Genomic DNA, 18209 nt, shown 5'->3' with positions numbered 1-18209 from the left:
CGAACCTTAACCCTTCGACGCCGAATAGATTGCGGCAAGCCAACTACGCATCCAGATTCAGTATTGCAGAAACTGGGAGGACCATAGATGTGGGAGCGGGCAAGCCCGCGAAGAGGCCGGTAAAGTCAGTGCATATTTTACGGGCAAAAAAAACGGCACCTGCCAGAGGTGCCGTTTTCATATCACGCGGTATTACTTGTGCAGCTCTTCCGCCGCATACAGCGTGTTCTCCAGCAGGCATGCGCGGGTCATCGGCCCGACGCCGCCCGGCACCGGCGTGATCCAGCCGGCGCGCGGCAGGGCGGTCTCGTAGACCACGTCGCCGACCAGCTTGCCGTCTTCCTGGCGGTTGATGCCCACGTCGATGACGATGGCACCTTCCTTGATCCACTCACCCTTGACCAGGCCCGGCTTGCCTGCGGCCACTACCACCAGGTCGGCGCGGCCGACATGGCCGGGGAGGTCCTTGGTGAAGCGGTGGCAGACGGTCACGGTGCAGCCGGCCAGCAGCAGCTCCATGGCCATCGGGCGGCCAACGATGTTGGAGGCGCCGACGATGACCGCGTTCATGCCGTACAGGTCCTGGCCGGTGCTTTCCAGCAGGGTCATGATGCCCTTCGGCGTGCACGGGCGCAGCAGCGGGATGCGCTGGGCCAGGCGGCCGATGTTGTACGGGTGGAAGCCGTCCACGTCCTTGTCCGGGCGGATGCGCTCGAGCAGCAGCGAGGCGTCCAGGTGCACCGGCAGTGGCAACTGCAGCAGGATACCGTCGACGGCCGGGTCGTCATTGAGGCGGTCGATCAGCTCGGTCAGGGCCTGCTGCGTGGTTTCGCTGGGCAGGTCGAACGCCTGCGAAATGAAGCCGACCTCTTCGCAGTCCTTGCGCTTGTGCGAGACATAGACTTGGGAGGCGGGGTCGGTGCCGACCAGGATCACCGCCAGGCCCGGCGTACGCAGGCCTTGCTGGCGACGCTCCACGACACGTTGAGCGATCTGCTGGCGCAGGCTGGCGGCGATCGCCTTGCCATCGATTAGGTGTGCAGTCATAGACGCGTGATTAACCATCGAGAAGGAAACAATTAAAGAGGGCGCATTCTCGCACGACATGGGCCAAGGGCAAAGGCGGGTGGTCGGGCAAATCCCCTAAGCCCTTAAATAATTTAAATTTTTTTGAGAAAGGTGTTGACGACTATCAGGCCCGCCTATAAGATTCGCCGCACTTGTCGGGCACAGCCTAGCACTGGTTGGCTAAGTCGGGCAGAATGAGTGGTTTAGCAGTTACCTGTTAAGGTCTCGTTCGGTTAGGCTTCAAGCTTAAGCGCCCGTAGCTCAGCTGGATAGAGCATCCGCCTTCTAAGCGGATGGTCGCAGGTTCGAGTCCTGCCGGGTGCGCCATTAGGCAGCTTTGGCAAGCAAGTAGGCTGTAATGCAATATGGTGGGCGTAGCTCAGTTGGTAGAGCGCTGGATTGTGATTCCAGTTGTCGTGGGTTCGATTCCCATCGTCCACCCCATATTCTTCAAAGGCGCCTCGATAGCATCTGGCGCCTTTGTTTTAAGCGTTACGCGGACGTGGTGAAATTGGTAGACACACTGGATTTAGGTTCCAGCGGCGCAAGCTGTAAGAGTTCGAGTCTCTTCGTCCGCACCATGCTTCTGTAAGGCTGTACCGCAACATCGCAAGACTGCAATATGGTGGGCGTAGCTCAGTTGGTAGAGCGCTGGATTGTGATTCCAGTTGTCGTGGGTTCGATTCCCATCGTCCACCCCATATTCTTCGAAGGCGCCTTGATCGTGAGATCGGGCGCCTTTTTGTTTTGCGCCCTGATCTGGTGGCGCTGCGCTCAGGCGAGGGCAGGGCTGTTTTCCGGTACCAGGCGCACCTCTACGCGATGCCCGAGGGCACGCGCTGCGCTGGCCAAGGTTGCCAGTGTCATGCCAGGGTCGTTCTGGTCGAGCGCCCGGTCAACCGCAGTGCGGCTGGTGTGCATGCGCTCGGCCAATGCCTTCTTGCTGATCTTCTGCGCTTTCATGGCCTCAGCGATCTGCCAGGCGATCAAGCGCTTCAGGGCAGCTGCGGATACCTCCTCTGCAAGGCCCTCGCCTGCCAGGAAGTCGTCGAAGTCGGAGCCGATATGTGTGGTCATTGCTTGTGCCTCTTTATGGCGGCTTGGCGCTGCCTGGCGGCGGCCAGGTCTGGCGCTGGTGTTTTCTGGCTCTTCTTGATGAAGCCGTGAAGCAGGACCATGGTGTTTCCATCCACGGTAAAAAGAACCCGGGCGATCGTGTTCTCAAGGTTGACCCTGGCCTCCCATAGGCCTTTCCCGAGCTTCCTGACAATGGGCATGCCTAGCGGCCATCCGATTTGTATTGTCTTGATCTCGGTTCCAATCAGGTGTTTGTGGGTGCGGGGGAGTGAGGTCAACCATTCGCGTACAGGCTCATTGCCGGCTTCGGTGCGAAAGAAGCGGACTTCTAGTGTTGTTGCGTTCCTGTCCATGGAAGTGTACCAAAAAAGGTACTCCATTCAAGCGCAGGGCAATCGCTTGTGCGATAGCGTGTTTCCCGCAGCGCTGTAGGAGTGTTCGCCGGGTTGCAAATCAATCGAGCCCGGCCCTTGCAATCCTCTAGTGACATCCCAATAAAAGCTGTTAGATTTCAGCCGGTTGAAACACCGGCCCATTTGGCCGGCAGAGGAACAGCCCGATGATCGCAAAAGAAGCCCGTCAGGCCCTGGCGCTACAGCGCTTTGCCGAGGCCAACCCGCAGCTGCTCGAAGAGATCCGTGAGCTGGATGCGCGCGAGCAGGCCCAGCAGATCGAGTGGGCGTTCGAGGATGCGGCCGAGGAGCAGGGTATCCAGCCTTGGGAGCTGGCCCTGCAACTGATCGCCGAAACCCCCGAGCAACTGCAGGCCATGCGCCTGGAGACGCACCGCGAGGTAGCCGAGGCGCTGGGGATGGAGTGGGAGGAGTACTGCCAGTTCAACGAAATCGACCCTGAATAAAGGCAGCGAATTCGTTCCTGGTAGTTGTTTGACAAGGTATTTCGGCTGCAGGTCGCCCCGGGCGTCGTGCGGCCCCCATTGAAGCAGGCCCGGCGTTATGTCGTGCGGGCCTTGAAAGTTAATCGACCGGCGTGGTTTCCCGTCGTCCCGAGTGGGGTGACTTCTGCTGCGCGACTCACTAGAATGCTTGCCCTTGATTCTGGAGTCGGGCTAACGCCGGCTAACGTCTGTGCAACGAGGAATATCCATGCAAGTTTCTGTTGAAAACACTTCCGCTCTCGAGCGCCGCATGACCATCGCCGTTCCGGCCGAGCGCGTCGAGAACGAAGTCAACAAGCGTCTGCAACAGACTGCCAAGCGCGCCAAGGTTGCCGGCTTCCGCCCAGGCAAAGTGCCGATGAGCGTGATCCGTCAGCGTTTCGAAGCCGATGCCCGTCAAGAGGCTTTCGGTGACCTGGTCCAGGCTTCCTTCTACGAAGCCATCGTCGAGCAGAAGCTGAACCCGGCTGGCGCCCCTGCGGTAGAGCCGAAGTCCTTCGAAAAGGGCAAGGACCTGGAATTCGTCGCCATCTTCGAAGTGTTCCCGGAGTTCACCGTTGGCGGCCTCGAGTCGATCAACGTCGAGCGCCTGAGCGCCGAAGTGGCTGACGCCGACCTGGACAACATGCTGGAAGTGCTGCGCAAGCAGAACACCCGCTTCGAGGCCGTCGAGCGCGCCGCGCAGAACGACGACCAGGTCAACATCGACTTCGTCGGCAAGGTCGACGGTGAAGTGTTCGCCGGTGGTTCGGCCAAGGGCACCCAGCTGGTACTGGGCTCCGGCCGCATGATCCCAGGCTTCGAAGATGGCCTGGTTGGCGCCAAGGCTGGCGAAGAGCGCGTTGTCAACGTGACCTTCCCTGAGGACTACCAGAACCTGGACCTGGCTGGCAAAGCCGCCGAGTTCACCATCACCGTCAACAGCGTTGCCGCTCCTGTGCTGCCAGAGCTGAACGAAGAGTTCTTCGCCCAGTTCGGCATCAAGGAATCGACCCTGGAAGGCTTCCGCACCGAAGTTCGCAAGAACATGGAGCGTGAACTGCGCCAGGCCATCAAGGCCAAGGTGAAGAACCAGGTCATGGACGGTCTGCTGGCTGCCAACCCGATCGAAGTGCCGAAGGCCCTGCTGGAAAACGAAGTCAACCGTCTGCGCGTGCAGGCTGTTCAGCAGTTCGGTGGCAACATCAAGCCTGAGCAACTGCCGGCCGAGCTGTTCGAAGAACAAGCCAAGCGCCGTGTGGTCCTGGGCCTGATCGTGGCCGAAGTGGTCAAGCAGTTCGAGCTGAAGCCGGACGAAGGCAAGGTTCGCGAAATGATCGAAGAAATGGCTTCGGCTTACCAAGAGCCTGAGCAGGTCATCGCCTGGTACTACAAGAACGACCAGCAACTGAACGAAGTCCGTTCGGTTGTGCTGGAAGAACAAGTTGTAGATACTGTTCTGCAGAAAGCGACTGTGACCGACAAGTCGGTCTCGTACGAAGATGCCGTTAAACCAGCACAGGCTCCAGCCGCCGCTGAGTAACAGGCTTCTCTCGTAGGAAACCCCCACAAGCCAGCCTTCGAGCTGGCTTGTGCGTATTCAAGCCATGACTATTTGGGAGTGAGCGCAGGACATGTCCCGCAATTCTTATATTCAGCAGAGCTCTGACATCCAGGCCGCAGGCGGCCTGGTCCCGATGGTTATCGAGCAGTCCGCCCGTGGCGAACGCGCTTACGACATCTACTCGCGCCTGTTGAAGGAGCGTGTGATCTTCCTGGTTGGCCCGGTAGAGGACTACATGGCCAACCTCGTCGTCGCGCAACTGCTGTTCCTTGAAGCGGAAAACCCGGACAAGGATATCCATCTGTACATCAACTCGCCGGGCGGTTCCGTCACCGCCGGCATGTCGATCTACGACACCATGCAGTTCATCAAGCCGGACGTCTCGACCATCTGCATCGGCCAGGCCTGCAGCATGGGCGCCTTCCTGCTGGCTGCAGGTGCCAAGGGCAAGCGTCACTGCCTGCCGAACTCGCGCGTGATGATCCACCAGCCGCTGGGCGGCTTCCAGGGTCAGGCCACCGATATCGAGATCCACGCCCAGGAAATCCTCAATATCAAGGCCCGCCTGAACGAGCTGCTGGCCTACCACACCGGCCAGGATCTCGAGACCATCAAGCGCGACACCGAACGTGACAACTTCATGAGCGCCTCGCGCGCGGCCGAGTACGGCCTGATCGACTCGGTCTACGACAAGCGGCAACTGGCCTCCTGAACCGGGGTGCCAGAGCAGGTGGGCGCCGAAAGCGCCTACCTGCGGACTTGAAAAAGCCCGCAATTGCCTTCATCTTGTGTTGCAAGCCTACCGGATTGGATCGATCGAATGACTGACACCCGTAACGGCGAGGACAGCGGCAAATTGCTTTATTGCTCCTTCTGCGGCAAAAGCCAGCACGAAGTGCGCAAACTGATTGCCGGGCCCTCGGTATTTATCTGCGACGAGTGCGTCGACCTGTGCAACGACATCATCCGTGAGGAGGTGCAGGAAGCCCAGGCCGAGAGCAGCGCGCACAAATTGCCTTCGCCGAAAGAAATCAGCGGTATCCTGGACCAGTACGTCATTGGTCAGGAACGCGCGAAGAAGGTGCTTGCCGTAGCGGTGTACAACCACTACAAGCGCCTGAACCAGCGTGACAAGAAGGGTGACGAAGTCGAACTCGGCAAGAGCAACATCCTGCTCATCGGGCCAACCGGCTCGGGCAAGACCCTGCTCGCCGAAACCCTTGCACGCCTGTTGAACGTACCGTTCACCATTGCTGACGCCACCACCCTGACCGAAGCCGGTTACGTGGGTGAGGACGTCGAGAACATCATCCAGAAGCTGTTGCAGAAGTGCGACTACGACGTGGAAAAGGCCCAGATGGGCATTGTCTACATCGACGAGATCGACAAGATTTCGCGCAAGTCGGACAACCCGTCCATCACCCGTGACGTCTCGGGCGAGGGCGTGCAACAGGCACTGCTTAAGCTGATCGAAGGCACCGTGGCCTCGGTTCCGCCGCAAGGCGGCCGCAAGCACCCGCAACAGGAATTCCTGCAGGTCGATACCCGCAACATCCTGTTCATCTGCGGTGGCGCCTTCTCGGGCCTGGAAAAGGTCATCCAGAACCGCTCCACCAAGGGTGGCATCGGTTTTGGCGCCGAAGTACGCAGCAAGGAAGAAGGCAAGAAGGTTGGCGAGTCCCTGCGTGAGGTCGAGCCGGACGATCTGGTCAAGTTTGGCCTGATCCCGGAATTCGTCGGCCGCTTGCCGGTACTGGCAACCCTCGACGAGCTGGACGAGGCTGCGCTGATGCAGATCCTCACCGAGCCGAAGAACGCCCTGACCAAGCAGTATGCCAAGCTGTTCGAGATGGAAAGCGTCGACCTCGAGTTCCGCAGCGATGCGCTCAAGGCCGTGGCGCGCAAGGCCCTGGAGCGCAAGACCGGCGCCCGTGGCCTGCGTTCGATCCTCGAAGGCGTGCTGCTCGACACCATGTACGAGATTCCTTCGAAGAAGGATGTCAGCAAGGTGGTGATCGACGAGAGCGTCATCGATGGCACCTCGCAGCCGCTGATGATCTACGAGAACAGCGAGCCGCAAGCCAAGGCCGCACCGGACGCCTGATCCAGGCAATGGCCGGTTGACGGTTGCAAGCAAGAAGGGGCCTACGGGCCCCTTTCTGCTTTTCCTGCGCTAGCGCTTGTAATTTCCCAAGTGTGCCCCCACATTAGGTCCAAGCATCATTTCCACCGGTTTCCGGCCATAAGGCCGCTGTAGAGGCGAAATCATGAAGACCACCCTCGACTTGCCTCTTTTGCCATTGCGCGATGTCGTTGTTTACCCGCACATGGTCATCCCGCTGTTCGTGGGGCGCGAAAAGTCCATCGAAGCCCTTGAGGCGGCGATGACGGGCGAAAAGCAGATCCTCCTGCTGGCCCAGAAAAACCCGGCCGACGATGATCCGGGCGAAGACGCCCTGTACCGCGTCGGTACCGTTGCCACCGTGCTGCAATTGCTGAAACTGCCCGATGGCACCGTCAAGGTGCTGGTCGAGGGCGAGCAGCGCGGCGCCGTGGAGCGTTTCAGCGAAGTAGAAGGGCACATCCGTGCCGAAGTTTCCCTGATCGACGAAGTCGACGCCGCCGAGCGCGAGTCGGAAGTGTTCGTGCGCACGCTGCTGTCGCAGTTCGAGCAGTACGTGCAGCTGGGCAAGAAAGTCCCTGCCGAAGTGCTGTCGTCGCTGAACAGCATCGAAGAGCCAGGGCGCCTGGTCGATACCATGGCCGCACACATGGCCTTGAAGATCGAGCAGAAACAGGAAATTCTCGAAATCGTCGACCTGCCGACCCGTGTCGAGCACGTACTGGCGCTGCTGGATGCCGAAATCGACCTGCTGCAGGTCGAAAAGCGCATTCGCGGTCGGGTCAAGAAGCAGATGGAGCGCAGCCAGCGCGAGTACTACCTGAATGAGCAGATGAAGGCCATTCAGAAAGAGCTCGGCGATGGCGACGAAGGCCACAACGAAGTCGAAGAGCTGAAAAAGCGCATCGAAGCCGCTGGCCTGCCCAAGGACGCACTGGCCAAGGCCCAGGCCGAGCTGAACAAGCTCAAGCAGATGTCGCCGATGTCGGCCGAGGCCACCGTGGTCCGGTCCTACCTCGACTGGCTGGTGCAGGTGCCGTGGAAGGCCCAGAGCAAGGTGCGCCTGGACCTGGCCAAGGCCGAGGAAATCCTCGATGCGGACCACTACGGCCTGGAAGAGGTCAAGGAACGCATCCTCGAGTACCTTGCCGTGCAAAAGCGCGTCAAGAAGATCCGCGGGCCGGTACTGTGCCTGGTCGGCCCGCCCGGCGTCGGCAAGACCTCGCTGGCCGAGTCGATCGCCGCTGCCACCAACCGCAAGTTCGTGCGCATGGCCCTGGGTGGTGTGCGTGACGAGGCCGAGATCCGTGGTCACCGCCGTACCTACATCGGTTCCATGCCTGGCCGCCTGATCCAGAAGATGACCAAGGTGGGGGTGCGTAACCCGCTGTTCCTGCTGGACGAAATCGACAAGATGGGCAGCGACATGCGTGGCGATCCGGCCTCGGCACTGCTCGAAGTGCTCGACCCGGAGCAGAACCACAACTTCAACGACCACTACCTGGAGGTCGACTACGACCTCTCGGACGTGATGTTCCTGTGCACCTCGAACTCGATGAACATCCCGCCGGCGCTGCTCGACCGGATGGAAGTCATCCGCCTGCCGGGCTACACCGAGGACGAGAAGATCAACATCGCGGTCAAGTACCTGGTGCCCAAGCAGGTCAAGGCCAACGGCTTGAAGAAGGACGAGCTGGAAGTCGACGTCTCGGCGATCCGCGACATCATCCGCTTCTACACCCGCGAAGCCGGTGTGCGTGGCCTGGAGCGGCAAATCGCCAAGGTCTGCCGCAAGGTGGTCAAGGAACATACCGGGCAGAAGCAGGTCAAGGTCAAGGTGGCCAGCGAGCAGCTGGAACACCTGCTGGGTGTGCGCAAGTTCCGCTACGGCCTGGCCGAGCAGCAGGACCAGATCGGCCAGGTTACCGGCCTGGCCTGGACCCAGGTGGGCGGCGAACTGCTGACCATCGAAGCCGTGGTCATCCCCGGCAAGGGCCAGCTGATCAAGACCGGCTCGCTGGGCGACGTCATGGTCGAGTCGATCACCGCCGCGCAGACCGTGGTGCGCAGCCGTGCCCGCAGCCTGGGTATCGCCGCCGACTTCCACGAGAAGCACGACGTCCATATCCACATGCCGGAAGGCGCCACGCCGAAGGACGGCCCGAGTGCCGGTATCGGCATGTGCACCGCGCTGGTGTCGGCGCTGACGCAGATTCCGGTACGTGCCGATGTGGCCATGACCGGCGAAATCACCCTGCGTGGCCAGGTGCTGGCCATTGGCGGGTTGAAGGAAAAACTGCTGGCGGCACACCGTGGCGGGATCAAGACGGTGATCATTCCCGAGGAGAATGTTCGCGATCTGAAGGAGATTCCGGAAAATATCAAACAGGATCTGCAGATCAAACCGGTCAAATGGATTGACGAAGTCCTGCAAATTGCGCTGCAATACGCCCCGGAGCCCTTGCCAGATGTGGCTCCGGAGATTGTCGCGAAAGATGAAAAGCGCGACGGCGATGCTAAGGAAAGAATTAGCACGCACTAGTAGTTTTTGGCTGGGGGGCTTTCCTTGACAGTTTTTTCGGGGCCTTGCTATAAAGCGGCACGCTATTGTCATCAGGCCACCCAGCGCACGTTTCATAAGCTTTTCATTACATACTTAGAAACAAACTCAATAGAGAAATAAGGGGACTTAGAGTGAACAAGTCGGAACTGATTGACGCTATCGCCGCATCTGCTGACATCCCGAAAGCTGTAGCCGGCCGTGCGCTGGACGCAGTCATCGAATCCGTCACCGGCGCCCTGAAGCAAGGTGACGATGTGGTACTGGTTGGTTTCGGTACCTTCTCGGTCAAGGAGCGTGCAGAGCGCACCGGCCGCAACCCGCAAACCGGTAACGCGATCAAGATCGCTGCCGCCAAGGTTCCAGGCTTCAAGGCTGGCAAAGGCCTGAAAGACGCCGTCAACTAAGTCGTCTCTTTCAGCCGGACCCGGCCTGGCCAGGTCCGAGCACGGTGATGGCGGGGCGCAAACGTTCCCGCCTGACACGTTTGCTAAGAAAAGGCGCATCCTCGGATGCGCCTTTCTTTTATCAGGTTTCTACCCACGCTCCGCGGTTGTCGACGCAGTGGTACAGCCGTTTCTGGGGGACGCATGCTGCAAAATATCAGGGACAATTCACAAGGTTGGATTGCCAAGACCATCATCGGCCTTATCGTCGTGTTGATGGCGTTGACCGGCTTCGAAGCCATTTTCCAGGCCGCCACACATAGCCAGGACGCCGCCAAGGTGAACGGCCAGACCATCAGCCAGAACGAGCTGAGCCAGGCGGCCGACATGCAGCGCCGTCAGCTGATGCAACAGTTGGGCAAGGATTTCGACCCGGCGCTGCTGGACGACAAATTGCTGCGCGAAGAGGCACTGAAAGGCCTGATCAGCCGCAAGCTGCTGCTGCAAGGCGCCGAAGATGCCAAATTCGCCTTCTCCGAGGCCGCGCTGGATCAAGTGATCCTGCAGACGCCGGAATTCCAGGTGGACGGCAAGTTCAGTGCCGACCGTTTTGACCAGGTCATTCGCCAGATGGGCTATGGCCGCATGCAGTTCCGCGACATGCTCGCCGAGGAAATGCTTATCGGCCAGCTGCGCACCGGCCTGGCCGGCAGCAGCTTCGTCACCGACCAGCAGGTCGATGCCTTTGCCCGCCTCGAAAAGCAGACCCGTGACTTCGCTTCCCTGACCTTCAAGGCCGACCCGGCCGCGGTCAAGGTCAGCGATGAAGAGATCAAGGCGCACTACGACCAGCACGCCAAGGAGTTCATGTCGCCAGACCAGGTGGTGATCGACTACATCGAGCTGAAGAAGTCGGTGTTCTTCGATCAGGTCAAGGTGACCGACGAAGAGCTCAAGGCCCAGTACGAGAAGGAAATCGCCAACCTCGCCGAGCAGCGCCATGCCGCGCACATCCTCATCGAGGTCAACGACAAGGTCACCGACGCCCAGGCCAAGGCCCGCGCCGACGAGATCGAGCAGCGTCTGGCCAAGGGTGAAGACTTTGCCGCGCTGGCCAAGGAGTTCTCCCAGGACCCGGGTTCGGCCAACAGCGGCGGTGACCTTGGCTTCGCCGGCCCGGGCGTTTACGACCCGGCGTTCGAAGATGCGCTGTACAAGTTGCAGGATGGCCAGGTCTCGGCGCCGGTGCGCACCGAGTTCGGCTACCACCTGATCAAGCTGCTGGGCGTGCAGGCGCCGGAAGTGCCGAGCTTCGCCAGCCTGAAGGACAAGCTGACCCGTGACCTGAAGATCCCGCTGGTCGAGCAGCGTTACGTAGATGCCAGCAAGCAGCTGCAGGATGCCGCCTACGAGGCTTCCGACCTGGCCCAGCCGGCCCAGGACCTGAACCTGAAGGTGCAAACCTCCGCAGCCTTCGGCCGCGAGGGTGGTGAAGGCATCACTGCCAACCGTTCGGTCGTGCAGGCCGCATTCTCCGAAGAAGTGTTGGAGGAGGGTGCCAACAGCACCGCCATCGAGCTCGACCCGGAAACCACCGTGGTACTGCGCGTCAAGGAGCACCGCAAGCCTGAGCAGCTGCCGCTGGAAGCCGTGGCCAAGAACATCAGCGAGCACCTGGCCAAGGAGAAGGCGACTGCCGAGCTCAAGGCCAAGGCGGACAAGCTGATTGCCGGCCTGCGTGACGGTTCCATCGCAGCGGGCAGTGTGCACGAAGGGCAGGGCTGGAAGGCCTATGAAGCAGTTACCCGCGGCGAGGACGGCATCGACCCGGCCGAGCTGCAGGCACTGTTCCGCCTGGGCAAGCCACAAGCCAAGGACAAGCCGGTTTATGGCAGCGTCGTGCTGCGTGACGGTAGCCTGGTGGTACTGCAGCTCAAGGGTGTCAACGAAGGCGCTACTGCCACCGACGAAGAGAAGCAGCAGATCCGCCGCTACCTCGCGTCGCGTGCTGGCCAGCAAGACTTCGCGGCGTACCGCAAGCAGCTGGAAGCCAAGGCGGACATCACCCGTTACTAAGGTGATGGATGCATGAACGAACAGGCCGCCCAGTGCGGCCTGTTTCGTTTCTGCTGCCTGTTCCGGCCTCATCGCCGGCAAGCCAGCTCCCACAGGTATCACATTTGCCTCAAGCATTGCGGGGTATCTGTGGGAGCTGGCTTGCCGGCGATGAGGCCATTACAGGCAGTACAAGGCCTAGCGTTTCACCCCTTCATGGTTATCCAGCGTATCCCGCGCAATCTCCCGCCCCAGGGCAATCAGCTCCGGCGCCTTGTAGAACTCGAAAAACCGGCACACCCGTTTGGGCACGTTGATCAGTACATCCGGCGGATAGCCGGCGATCTTGTACTGCGCCAACGACGTCTGCATGACCTCGAAGCTCTGGTTGATCAAGTCCAGCAGCGAAGCGGGCCCCACGTTGTCGATGATGAACGAGCCGGTCGCCGACTTCGGTGCGCCTTCGCGCTCCGGCGCCGCCGCCGGTTGCTGGCCTTCCGGGTTGGCGGCATCGGCCAGCCATGGGTTTGGCGGCGCAAGCCCTTCGGCGACGATTTCCTGCTCGATGCGGATCAGCTCCTCCGCCGGCTTGCGCCGGAACGGCAAGCGCGAGCCCAGCGAACTGAGCAGCGCATCGAAACGCATCCTGAACGCCGCCGGGCGTTCGATCACCGGTAACTGGTACTGCTTCTGGTTGGTGGCGTTGAGGTTGACCGCGATGATCAGGTCGCAGTGGCTGGACACCACCGGCACGATCGGCAGCGGGTTGAGGATGCCGCCGTCGACCAGCATGCGGTTGCCTTGCATCACCGGGGTGAACAGGCTGGGGATGGCCGCCGAGGCGCGCATGGCCTGGTGCAGGCAGCCCTCCTGGAACCAGATTTCCTGCTGGTTGGTGAGGTCGGCTGCAACCGCCGTGTAGGGGATGCGCAATTGCTCGATGTTGATCTCGCCGACGATCTTGCGGATTTGCCCGAACACCTTGTCGCCGCGAATTGCGCCGAGGCGAAAGCTGACATCGACCAGGCGCAACACATCCAGGTAGTCGAGGCTCTCGATCCAGTTGCGGTAGTCTTCCAGCTTGCCGGCGGCATAGATGCCGCCGATCACCGCGCCCATGGAGCAGCCGGCGATGCAGGCAATGTCGTAGCCACGGCGCTCGATTTCCTCGATCACCCCGATATGTGCATACCCCCGGGCTCCGCCGGATCCCAGTACCAGTGCCACGCGTTTGCTCATGAACATTCCCCGGCCAGTGCAACCATGGTCCTACAATGCACCCATCGCCACCTGTGCTTCAATGTGCATCGCGCTGAGCTACTGTAATAAAACTGGCTGGGCCAAGCGGGCTGGGCAGGGCACTTTTCAGCTGCCGAGGCGTCAAAAAGCCAACGTTTTTTCTTTTGAGGTATTACCGATGAAAGCCTGGATCTGCCTTCCACTGATCGCCTTGGCCCTTGTTGGCTGCGCGGGCAAGACGGCCTACCGCGAGAGTTGCGCGACCCAACTGGATGCCGCCTGGAAGGAACTGGACCTGGCCAAGGCCGAAGGCTTTGCCGGTGCCGTGAGCTACTCCAAGGCCTTGTCGCTGCTGACCGGGGCCAAGACCCAGCAGCAGTTCGAGGGTTATGAAAGCTGTACCAGAAAAGCCGAAAAGGCCCGTTTCTACATTCGTGAGTCTCGCGCCGGGCGCTGACCAAGGAGCGTCTTTCGATGTCTGCCATGCTCGATCATGTGGTTGCCCAGATAGTGGCCTTGCAGGTGCGCCTGCTGGCCTGCCGCGAGCGCCTGGCTGCCGATACCGACAGTGAGGCCTTGCATGACCTGCGCACCACCCTGCGGCGCCTGCGCAGCCTGCTGCGGCCGCTGCGTGGGCTGCCGGGGGTGGAGCAACTGGAGGACGCCGCCAAGTCGTTGGGTACACTGACCACGCCGTTGCGTGACCGTGAGGTGCTGGCGGCCGAACTGATCGGGCGTGGTTTTGCCGAGGCCGGGCAGCGGCGCCTGGAAGGGCGTGGCAGGACCTTCGCCAGTGTTGCCGTCAGCCCGCAGCTGACCCGGGTGCTGGCGATTGTCGACGCGTTTCCGCTGTTCCTGCGTGCAGCCGGCCGCGAGGGCCTGGTCAGGGCGCTGGAAAAGCGAGTCGACAAACGCCTGGTCAAACAGTGGCGCAAATTGCACAAAGCGCTGCAGGACCCGGCCCACGACCGCCACCGCCTGCGTTTGCTGATCAAGCGTGCGCGCTACGGTGACGAGGCATACCCGCAGCTCGACCATGCGGGCAAGCAGTTGCGGCGCTTGCTGAAGCAGGCCCAGGGCGACCTGGGTGACTGGCATGATCGCCTGCAATGGCTGCTGCAGGCGCGCGACCATGCCGACCTGGCACCGTGCAAGGTCGCCTGGGAGCAGGAGTTGCACGAGGCCGAGCGCCATTCGGATGTGACGCTGGATGCACTGCAGCAGGCGTTGGCGCGGCGAAAGCCCGAAAAATGACCGATATGCGGGCTGATCGGCAAGGGTTTGCTGGCTAGGATGGGCAGACCTTTTTCGCTGCAGGCAGGAGCCGGCCAATGAATTTCAACCAACTGCTCGACGCCGTGCGGGCCAACCCCGAAGCGGTGAGCGTCCCGCCAAGCTGGGCCCAGGGTCGCGCCGCCTTTGGCGGGCTGATGGCGGCCATGGTGTATGAAGCCATGCGCCAGAAAATCTCCGACGACCGCCCCGTGCGTTCGCTGGCCATCAGCTTTGTGGCGCCGGCCGCGGCGGATGTGCCAATCCGCTTCGATGTTGAGGTGCTGCGTGAAGGCAAGGCAGTCAGCACCTTGCTGGGCCGTGCCGTTCAAGACGGCCAGGTGGTGACCCTGGTGCAGGGCAATTTCGGTGCGGGGCGGCCATCGGTGGTCGATGTGCCGGCGTTGCCGGCCACGGAAATGAAAGCGCTCGAAGACGCAGCCCCCGAGCTGCCCCATATCAAAGGCGTTACCCCGGAGTTCATGCAGCATGTGGCCTTGCGCTGGGCGGTGGGTGGGTTGCCGTTCAGTGGCAATCAGTCGCGCCAGATGGGCGGCTGGGTACGTTTGCGCGGGGTGGCCGAAGAACCGGTCAACGAGGCGCACCTGCTGGCGTTGGTCGATGCCTGGCCACCGAGCCTGATGCCGTTTCTCAAGCAGCCGGCCGCCGGCAGTACGTTGACCTGGACCATCGAATTCATGCAGCCCACGGCGCAGCTGTCGACCCTGGACTGGTGCCGTTATTGCGTGGAAACCGAGCATGCGCGGGATGGTTACGGGCACGCTGCCGCTGCGTTGAGGACGGCGCAGGGCGAGTTGCTGGCCTTGAGTCGGCAGACGGTTACCGTGTTTGCCTGACCGAACCCGGGAGCGCGTTGCGCTCCAATCGCGACACAAGGCCGCTCCCACAGGATCGCGTAAATTTCAGGACATGCGCGGTTCTTGTGGGAGCGGCCTTGCGTCGCGATTGGGCTGCAGAGCAGCCCCAATGGCATCAGCGCCGATGCTTGTGTCGTTCCCGCCAAGCCTTCCACCAGGCCCCGCTCAGCAAGAAGCGCGGAAAGGTGATGAATTGCTCGGTCAGCAGGCGTTGCACGGCATCCTTGCGGTTGGCGAAGGGCTCGGGTTGCTCGGCTTCCAGGCGATGGCCCTGGCGCTGCAGGCCCAGGCCGGCGATCAAGGCAATGATGCCAACGGCAATCTGGCCCAGATCCAGGCCGAACAGGCCGGACAGAATCAGCAACGCGCCAAGGATGAACAGCGGCACGGCGATCAGGTGCAGCACCAGGTTGGTCGGGTGGCGGTGGTTGTGGTGGTAGCCGCGCCATTGCCAGGCGGGCAGGTTGGGCAGGCGTTTGCTCATGGGCATTTCCTCTCGGTCATGCCCAAAGCTTAGTGCGCCCCCCAGGCGGGGGCCAATCGAGGCTGGCTATGGTGACTATAGCTTGAGCTGGCCAATGGCCTTGTTCAGTTCACCGGCCAGGGTCGCCAGTTCGCTGCTGGTGGTCGCCGAGCCCACGGTCTGTTGCACGGTCTGTTCGGTGACATCGCGAATACTCACCACGGCGCGGTTCATTTCCTCGGCCACCTGGCTTTGCTGCTCGGCTGCCACGGCAATCTGGGTGTTGCTTTCGCGCATCTGCGCCACGGCACCGGTAATCTCGGCCAGTGCTTCGCCGGCCTCCTGGGCCTGCCTGACGCAGTCGTCGGCCTTGTACGAGCTTTCCTGCATGAAATCCACTGCATCGCGGGTGCCCGACTGCAGGGCCGAGACCATGGTGGTGATCTCGTCGGTGGAGTTTTGCACGCGCTTGGCAAGGTTGCGCACTTCATCGGCCACCACGGCAAACCCGCGGCCCAGGTCGCCGGCGCGCGCTGCTTCGATGGCGGCATTGAGCGCCAGCAGGTTGGTCTGCTCGGCGATGCTGTGGATCACACTGACCACGCCATTGATCTTCTGGCTGTCTTCGGCCAGCTGGCGAATCATCTCGGCAGTTTGCTGAACGCCGCTGGACAGCCCGGAAATCGAGTCCTGCACCCGGCTGACCACCTCCTGGCCGCTACCGGCCAGGGTGTCGGCGGTTTGTGACAGGTCACGGGTGGCGCCGGCGTGCTGGGCGATGTGGTGCACCGTCGCCGACATTTCGTTGATGGCGGTAGCGGCCTGGTCGGTCTCGCTCTGTTGGCCGAGCATGCCGTGGCGCACGTCGCTCATGCTCGCAGCCAGGCGCGCGGCACCGGAGTCCAGTTGCGCTGCGGTGTGGGCGACGGTACTGACCACGCGGTGGTAGGTCGCCTGCATGGCATTGAAGGCCCCGGCCATCTGGCCGACCTCGTCGCCACAGGCCAGCGGTACGCGGGCCGACAGGTCGCCGGTTTTTTCCACGTGCAGCATCACGTCCTTGAGCGTGTTGAGCTGGCTGAGCAGGAAGCGGATCAGCAGCTGCGAGGCGCCGAGCATGGCCAGCATCAGGACCAGCACGCATACCGCGTAGTTGCTGAAGCGGTCGAGGAACACCTGGCGCAGGCTGGGCGACTGGGCCAGCACGGCCATTTGCTGATCGCCGTTGCGCAGCACCTGCGCGCCCTGTAGCGGGTTGTTGCCCAAGAGCCGGGCGGCGGGCAGTTCGACCCAGCCTTGGGCATTGCGCAGGGCCTCGAGGGGTTCACCGGCGAAGGTGGGCGTTTGCCCGGCTGACCAGCTGATGACGTTGGCCGGCCGGGGTAGCGGCTGGCCGGCCGGCCAGGCAGCCAGCAGTTGGGCCTGCGCGGCCGCCTGGGCCTGCGCGGCCTCGGCGCGGGCGCGCTGCTCCAGGTGCACGGCATAGAGCACCAGCAGCAAGGTCGTGACAAAGGCCACCGCGTTGACGGCCCAGAACTTGTACTTCAGGGAAACATTGCTAAGCCAGGCACCCATGGGCAGGTCTTCTCTGAGTTGAGCGGGAACAATATTGGCAAGGTGCCATCATTGTGCCTGCGCAAGCCAGGGCCTTCCTTGATGTGCATCAAGAAAATTCTGCCGCAAGTTCTGACGCGCTTTTGTAGGAGCGGCCTTGTGTCGCGATAGGGGTGCGAAGCGCCCCCAGGTTTTCAGCTTCGCCGCATAGATTGCCGGGGCCGCGTTGCGGCCCTTTCGCGACACAAGGCCGCTCCTACAGGAGAACGCGACGGGTTCAGGGGAGTCGGAAAAACGCCTGCGCCGTTGCCGTGGTATGCGCCGCCGTCTGTTCGGTCGACTCGCCCCGGTGCAAGGCCACTTCACGCAACACCTCTGGCAGGAACGCTGGTTCGTTGCGCCCGTTCTTCGGCTTGGGCCGCAGGCTGCGCGGCAGCAGGTAAGGCGCATCGCTCTCCAGCATCAGCCGCCCCTCGGCAATGTTGCCCACCAGCGGGTGCAGGTGGGTGCCACGGCGTTCGTCGCAGATCCAGCCGGTAATACCGATGTGCAGGTCCATGTCCAGGTAGGCGAACAGCGCGTCGCGCTCGCCGGTAAAGCAATGCACCACTGCGCCGGTCAGGTGGTCGCGGTAATCCTTGAGGATCGCCAGCAGGCGTTCGCTGGCGTCGCGTTCGTGCAGGAACACCGGCAGATGCAGCTCGGCAGCCAGTGCCAACTGTGCCTCCAGGGCTTTTTCCTGCAGCGGGCGAGGGGAGAAGTCGCGGTTGAAGTCCAGGCCGCATTCGCCCACGGCGCGCACGCGTGTTTCATTCAGCAACTGGCGCAACTGGCGCTCGCTGCCGGCATCCCAGGTTTTGGCATCATGAGGGTGTACGCCTGCCGTGGCGAACAGGTGCGCGCCGCTCGCATCCAGTTGCTGGCACAGCTCCAGCGCCTGTTCGCTGACCGCCAGGCTGGTGCCCGTCAGCACCATCTGCGTGACCCCGGCCTCAAGGGCGCGCTCGACGATTGCCGCCTGCTGGTCGTGGAAACTGCTGTTGGTCAGGTTGACGCCGATATCGATCAGTTGCATGGTGCTATCTCGTGCCGCG

17 protein-coding genes and 4 tRNA genes are annotated in these 18209 nt (G+C 61.9%); 14 read left to right on the top strand and 7 right to left on the bottom strand.

Going from position 1 to position 18209, the window contains the following annotated elements; genetic code table 11:
• Positions 1-192: 192 nt before the first annotated feature.
• Positions 193-1047, bottom strand: a complete 855-nt coding sequence (gene folD, locus CAG44_RS11350; protein WP_085692158.1) for a bifunctional methylenetetrahydrofolate dehydrogenase/methenyltetrahydrofolate cyclohydrolase FolD — start codon at positions 1045-1047, stop codon at positions 193-195.
• Between the two features lie 271 nt (positions 1048-1318).
• On the opposite strand from folD, the gene CAG44_RS11345 reads away from it, so the two are divergent.
• The 4 genes from CAG44_RS11345 to CAG44_RS11330 all read left to right on the top strand — a co-directional run bounded on the left by CAG44_RS11345 (position 1319) and on the right by CAG44_RS11330 (position 1769).
• Positions 1319-1395 (top strand) — tRNA-Arg (locus CAG44_RS11345).
• Between the two features lie 41 nt (positions 1396-1436).
• Positions 1437-1512: transfer RNA gene (locus CAG44_RS11340), tRNA-His, on the top strand.
• Between the two features lie 52 nt (positions 1513-1564).
• Positions 1565-1649 (top strand) — tRNA-Leu (locus tag CAG44_RS11335).
• Between the two features lie 44 nt (positions 1650-1693).
• Positions 1694-1769: transfer RNA gene (locus CAG44_RS11330), tRNA-His, on the top strand.
• 73 nt (positions 1770-1842) lie between these two features.
• Here the strand turns inward: CAG44_RS11330 and CAG44_RS11325 are convergent.
• Positions 1843-2145, bottom strand: a complete 303-nt coding sequence (locus tag CAG44_RS11325; RefSeq protein WP_025338416.1) for an XRE family transcriptional regulator — start codon at positions 2143-2145, stop codon at positions 1843-1845.
• Positions 2142-2498, bottom strand: a complete 357-nt coding sequence (locus CAG44_RS11320; RefSeq protein ID WP_085692157.1) for a type II toxin-antitoxin system RelE/ParE family toxin — start codon at positions 2496-2498, stop codon at positions 2142-2144. The genes CAG44_RS11325 and CAG44_RS11320 overlap by 4 nt, the downstream gene beginning before the upstream one ends.
• Positions 2499-2704: 206 nt before the next feature.
• Here CAG44_RS11320 and CAG44_RS11315 point away from each other — a divergent pair, with 206 nt between their 5' ends.
• The 7 genes from CAG44_RS11315 (at position 2705) to CAG44_RS11285 (ending at position 11730) form a co-directional block, all read left to right on the top strand.
• On the top strand, positions 2705-3004 hold the full coding sequence (locus CAG44_RS11315) for a DUF6388 family protein (protein WP_025338418.1): 300 nt from the start codon (positions 2705-2707) through the stop codon (positions 3002-3004).
• A 247-nt stretch (positions 3005-3251) separates the two neighbouring features.
• Positions 3252-4565, top strand: a complete 1314-nt coding sequence (tig, locus tag CAG44_RS11310; protein WP_024086620.1) for a trigger factor — start codon at positions 3252-3254, stop codon at positions 4563-4565.
• Between the two features lie 91 nt (positions 4566-4656).
• Positions 4657-5298, top strand: coding sequence for an ATP-dependent Clp endopeptidase proteolytic subunit ClpP (clpP, locus tag CAG44_RS11305; RefSeq protein WP_003259400.1), 642 nt, complete (start codon positions 4657-4659; stop codon positions 5296-5298).
• 108 nt (positions 5299-5406) lie between these two features.
• Positions 5407-6690, top strand: coding sequence for an ATP-dependent Clp protease ATP-binding subunit ClpX (gene clpX / locus CAG44_RS11300; protein WP_025338419.1), 1284 nt, complete (start codon positions 5407-5409; stop codon positions 6688-6690).
• A 163-nt stretch (positions 6691-6853) separates the two neighbouring features.
• Positions 6854-9250, top strand: a complete 2397-nt coding sequence (lon, locus tag CAG44_RS11295; protein WP_015269697.1) for an endopeptidase La — start codon at positions 6854-6856, stop codon at positions 9248-9250.
• A 152-nt stretch (positions 9251-9402) separates the two neighbouring features.
• Positions 9403-9675 carry an HU family DNA-binding protein gene (locus CAG44_RS11290; protein ID WP_003259401.1) on the top strand — a complete coding sequence of 91 codons (273 nt, stop codon included), beginning with the start codon at positions 9403-9405 and terminating at the stop codon, positions 9673-9675.
• Positions 9676-9858: 183 nt separating this feature from the next.
• Positions 9859-11730, top strand: coding sequence for a SurA N-terminal domain-containing protein (locus CAG44_RS11285; RefSeq protein WP_025338420.1), 1872 nt, complete (start codon positions 9859-9861; stop codon positions 11728-11730).
• A gap of 177 nt (positions 11731-11907) precedes the next feature.
• On the opposite strand, the gene CAG44_RS11280 is transcribed toward CAG44_RS11285, so the two are convergent.
• Positions 11908-12948 (bottom strand): patatin-like phospholipase family protein, encoded by a 1041-nt coding sequence (locus CAG44_RS11280; protein WP_085692161.1) that lies wholly within the window; start codon positions 12946-12948, stop codon positions 11908-11910.
• A 178-nt stretch (positions 12949-13126) separates the two neighbouring features.
• Here CAG44_RS11280 and CAG44_RS11275 point away from each other — a divergent pair, with 178 nt between their 5' ends.
• The 3 genes from CAG44_RS11275 (at position 13127) to CAG44_RS11265 (ending at position 15077) form a co-directional block, all read left to right on the top strand.
• Positions 13127-13405: a hypothetical protein gene (locus tag CAG44_RS11275; RefSeq protein WP_085692156.1), complete on the top strand. Its 279-nt coding sequence runs from the start codon at positions 13127-13129 to the stop codon at positions 13403-13405.
• Between the two features lie 17 nt (positions 13406-13422).
• Positions 13423-14202 (top strand): CHAD domain-containing protein, encoded by a 780-nt coding sequence (locus tag CAG44_RS11270; protein WP_085692155.1) that lies wholly within the window; start codon positions 13423-13425, stop codon positions 14200-14202.
• A gap of 77 nt (positions 14203-14279) precedes the next feature.
• On the top strand, positions 14280-15077 hold the full coding sequence (locus tag CAG44_RS11265; protein WP_085592892.1) for an acyl-CoA thioesterase II: 798 nt from the start codon (positions 14280-14282) through the stop codon (positions 15075-15077).
• A gap of 136 nt (positions 15078-15213) precedes the next feature.
• Here CAG44_RS11265 and CAG44_RS11260 read toward each other — a convergent pair whose 3' ends face one another.
• The 3 genes from CAG44_RS11260 to CAG44_RS11245 all read right to left on the bottom strand — a co-directional run bounded on the left by CAG44_RS11260 (position 15214) and on the right by CAG44_RS11245 (position 18190).
• Positions 15214-15582 (bottom strand): Mpo1-like protein, encoded by a 369-nt coding sequence (locus tag CAG44_RS11260; protein ID WP_038409214.1) that lies wholly within the window; start codon positions 15580-15582, stop codon positions 15214-15216.
• A gap of 75 nt (positions 15583-15657) precedes the next feature.
• A complete protein-coding gene (locus CAG44_RS11255) occupies positions 15658-17136 on the bottom strand; it encodes a methyl-accepting chemotaxis protein (protein WP_025338425.1) in 1479 nt (492 codons plus the stop codon).
• 256 nt (positions 17137-17392) lie between these two features.
• The gene (locus CAG44_RS11245; protein WP_085692153.1) at positions 17393-18190 is read right to left on the bottom strand and encodes a TatD family hydrolase; all 798 of its coding nucleotides are present in this window, start codon (positions 18188-18190) and stop codon (positions 17393-17395) included.
• Positions 18191-18209 lie beyond the last annotated feature (19 nt).

The organism is Pseudomonas sp. B13(2017), assembly GCF_002113245.1.
GTDB classification, from domain to species: Bacteria; Pseudomonadota; Gammaproteobacteria; order Pseudomonadales; family Pseudomonadaceae; genus Aquipseudomonas; species Aquipseudomonas putida_Z.
The sequence above is the reverse complement of the archived record's forward strand: the minus strand, read 5'-3'. Positions and strand labels throughout refer to the sequence as shown.

What these genes read in the sequence shown, in the direction of transcription:
- folD (WP_085692158.1), bottom strand. Translation starts at nt 1,047, where the DNA reads ATGACTGCACACCTAATCGATGGCAAGGCGATCGCCGCCAGCCTGCGC.
- CAG44_RS11325 (WP_025338416.1), bottom strand. Translation starts at nt 2,145, where the DNA reads ATGACCACACATATCGGCTCCGACTTCGACGACTTCCTGGCAGGCGAG.
- CAG44_RS11320 (WP_085692157.1), bottom strand. Translation starts at nt 2,498, where the DNA reads ATGGACAGGAACGCAACAACACTAGAAGTCCGCTTCTTTCGCACCGAA.
- CAG44_RS11315 (WP_025338418.1), top strand. Translation starts at nt 2,705, where the DNA reads ATGATCGCAAAAGAAGCCCGTCAGGCCCTGGCGCTACAGCGCTTTGCC.
- tig (WP_024086620.1), top strand. Translation starts at nt 3,252, where the DNA reads ATGCAAGTTTCTGTTGAAAACACTTCCGCTCTCGAGCGCCGCATGACC.
- clpP (WP_003259400.1), top strand. Translation starts at nt 4,657, where the DNA reads ATGTCCCGCAATTCTTATATTCAGCAGAGCTCTGACATCCAGGCCGCA.
- clpX (WP_025338419.1), top strand. Translation starts at nt 5,407, where the DNA reads ATGACTGACACCCGTAACGGCGAGGACAGCGGCAAATTGCTTTATTGC.
- lon (WP_015269697.1), top strand. Translation starts at nt 6,854, where the DNA reads ATGAAGACCACCCTCGACTTGCCTCTTTTGCCATTGCGCGATGTCGTT.
- CAG44_RS11285 (WP_025338420.1), top strand. Translation starts at nt 9,859, where the DNA reads ATGCTGCAAAATATCAGGGACAATTCACAAGGTTGGATTGCCAAGACC.
- CAG44_RS11280 (WP_085692161.1), bottom strand. Translation starts at nt 12,948, where the DNA reads ATGAGCAAACGCGTGGCACTGGTACTGGGATCCGGCGGAGCCCGGGGG.
- CAG44_RS11275 (WP_085692156.1), top strand. Translation starts at nt 13,127, where the DNA reads ATGAAAGCCTGGATCTGCCTTCCACTGATCGCCTTGGCCCTTGTTGGC.
- CAG44_RS11270 (WP_085692155.1), top strand. Translation starts at nt 13,423, where the DNA reads ATGTCTGCCATGCTCGATCATGTGGTTGCCCAGATAGTGGCCTTGCAG.
- CAG44_RS11265 (WP_085592892.1), top strand. Translation starts at nt 14,280, where the DNA reads ATGAATTTCAACCAACTGCTCGACGCCGTGCGGGCCAACCCCGAAGCG.
- CAG44_RS11260 (WP_038409214.1), bottom strand. Translation starts at nt 15,582, where the DNA reads ATGAGCAAACGCCTGCCCAACCTGCCCGCCTGGCAATGGCGCGGCTAC.
- CAG44_RS11255 (WP_025338425.1), bottom strand. Translation starts at nt 17,136, where the DNA reads ATGGGTGCCTGGCTTAGCAATGTTTCCCTGAAGTACAAGTTCTGGGCC.
- CAG44_RS11245 (WP_085692153.1), bottom strand. Translation starts at nt 18,190, where the DNA reads ATGCAACTGATCGATATCGGCGTCAACCTGACCAACAGCAGTTTCCAC.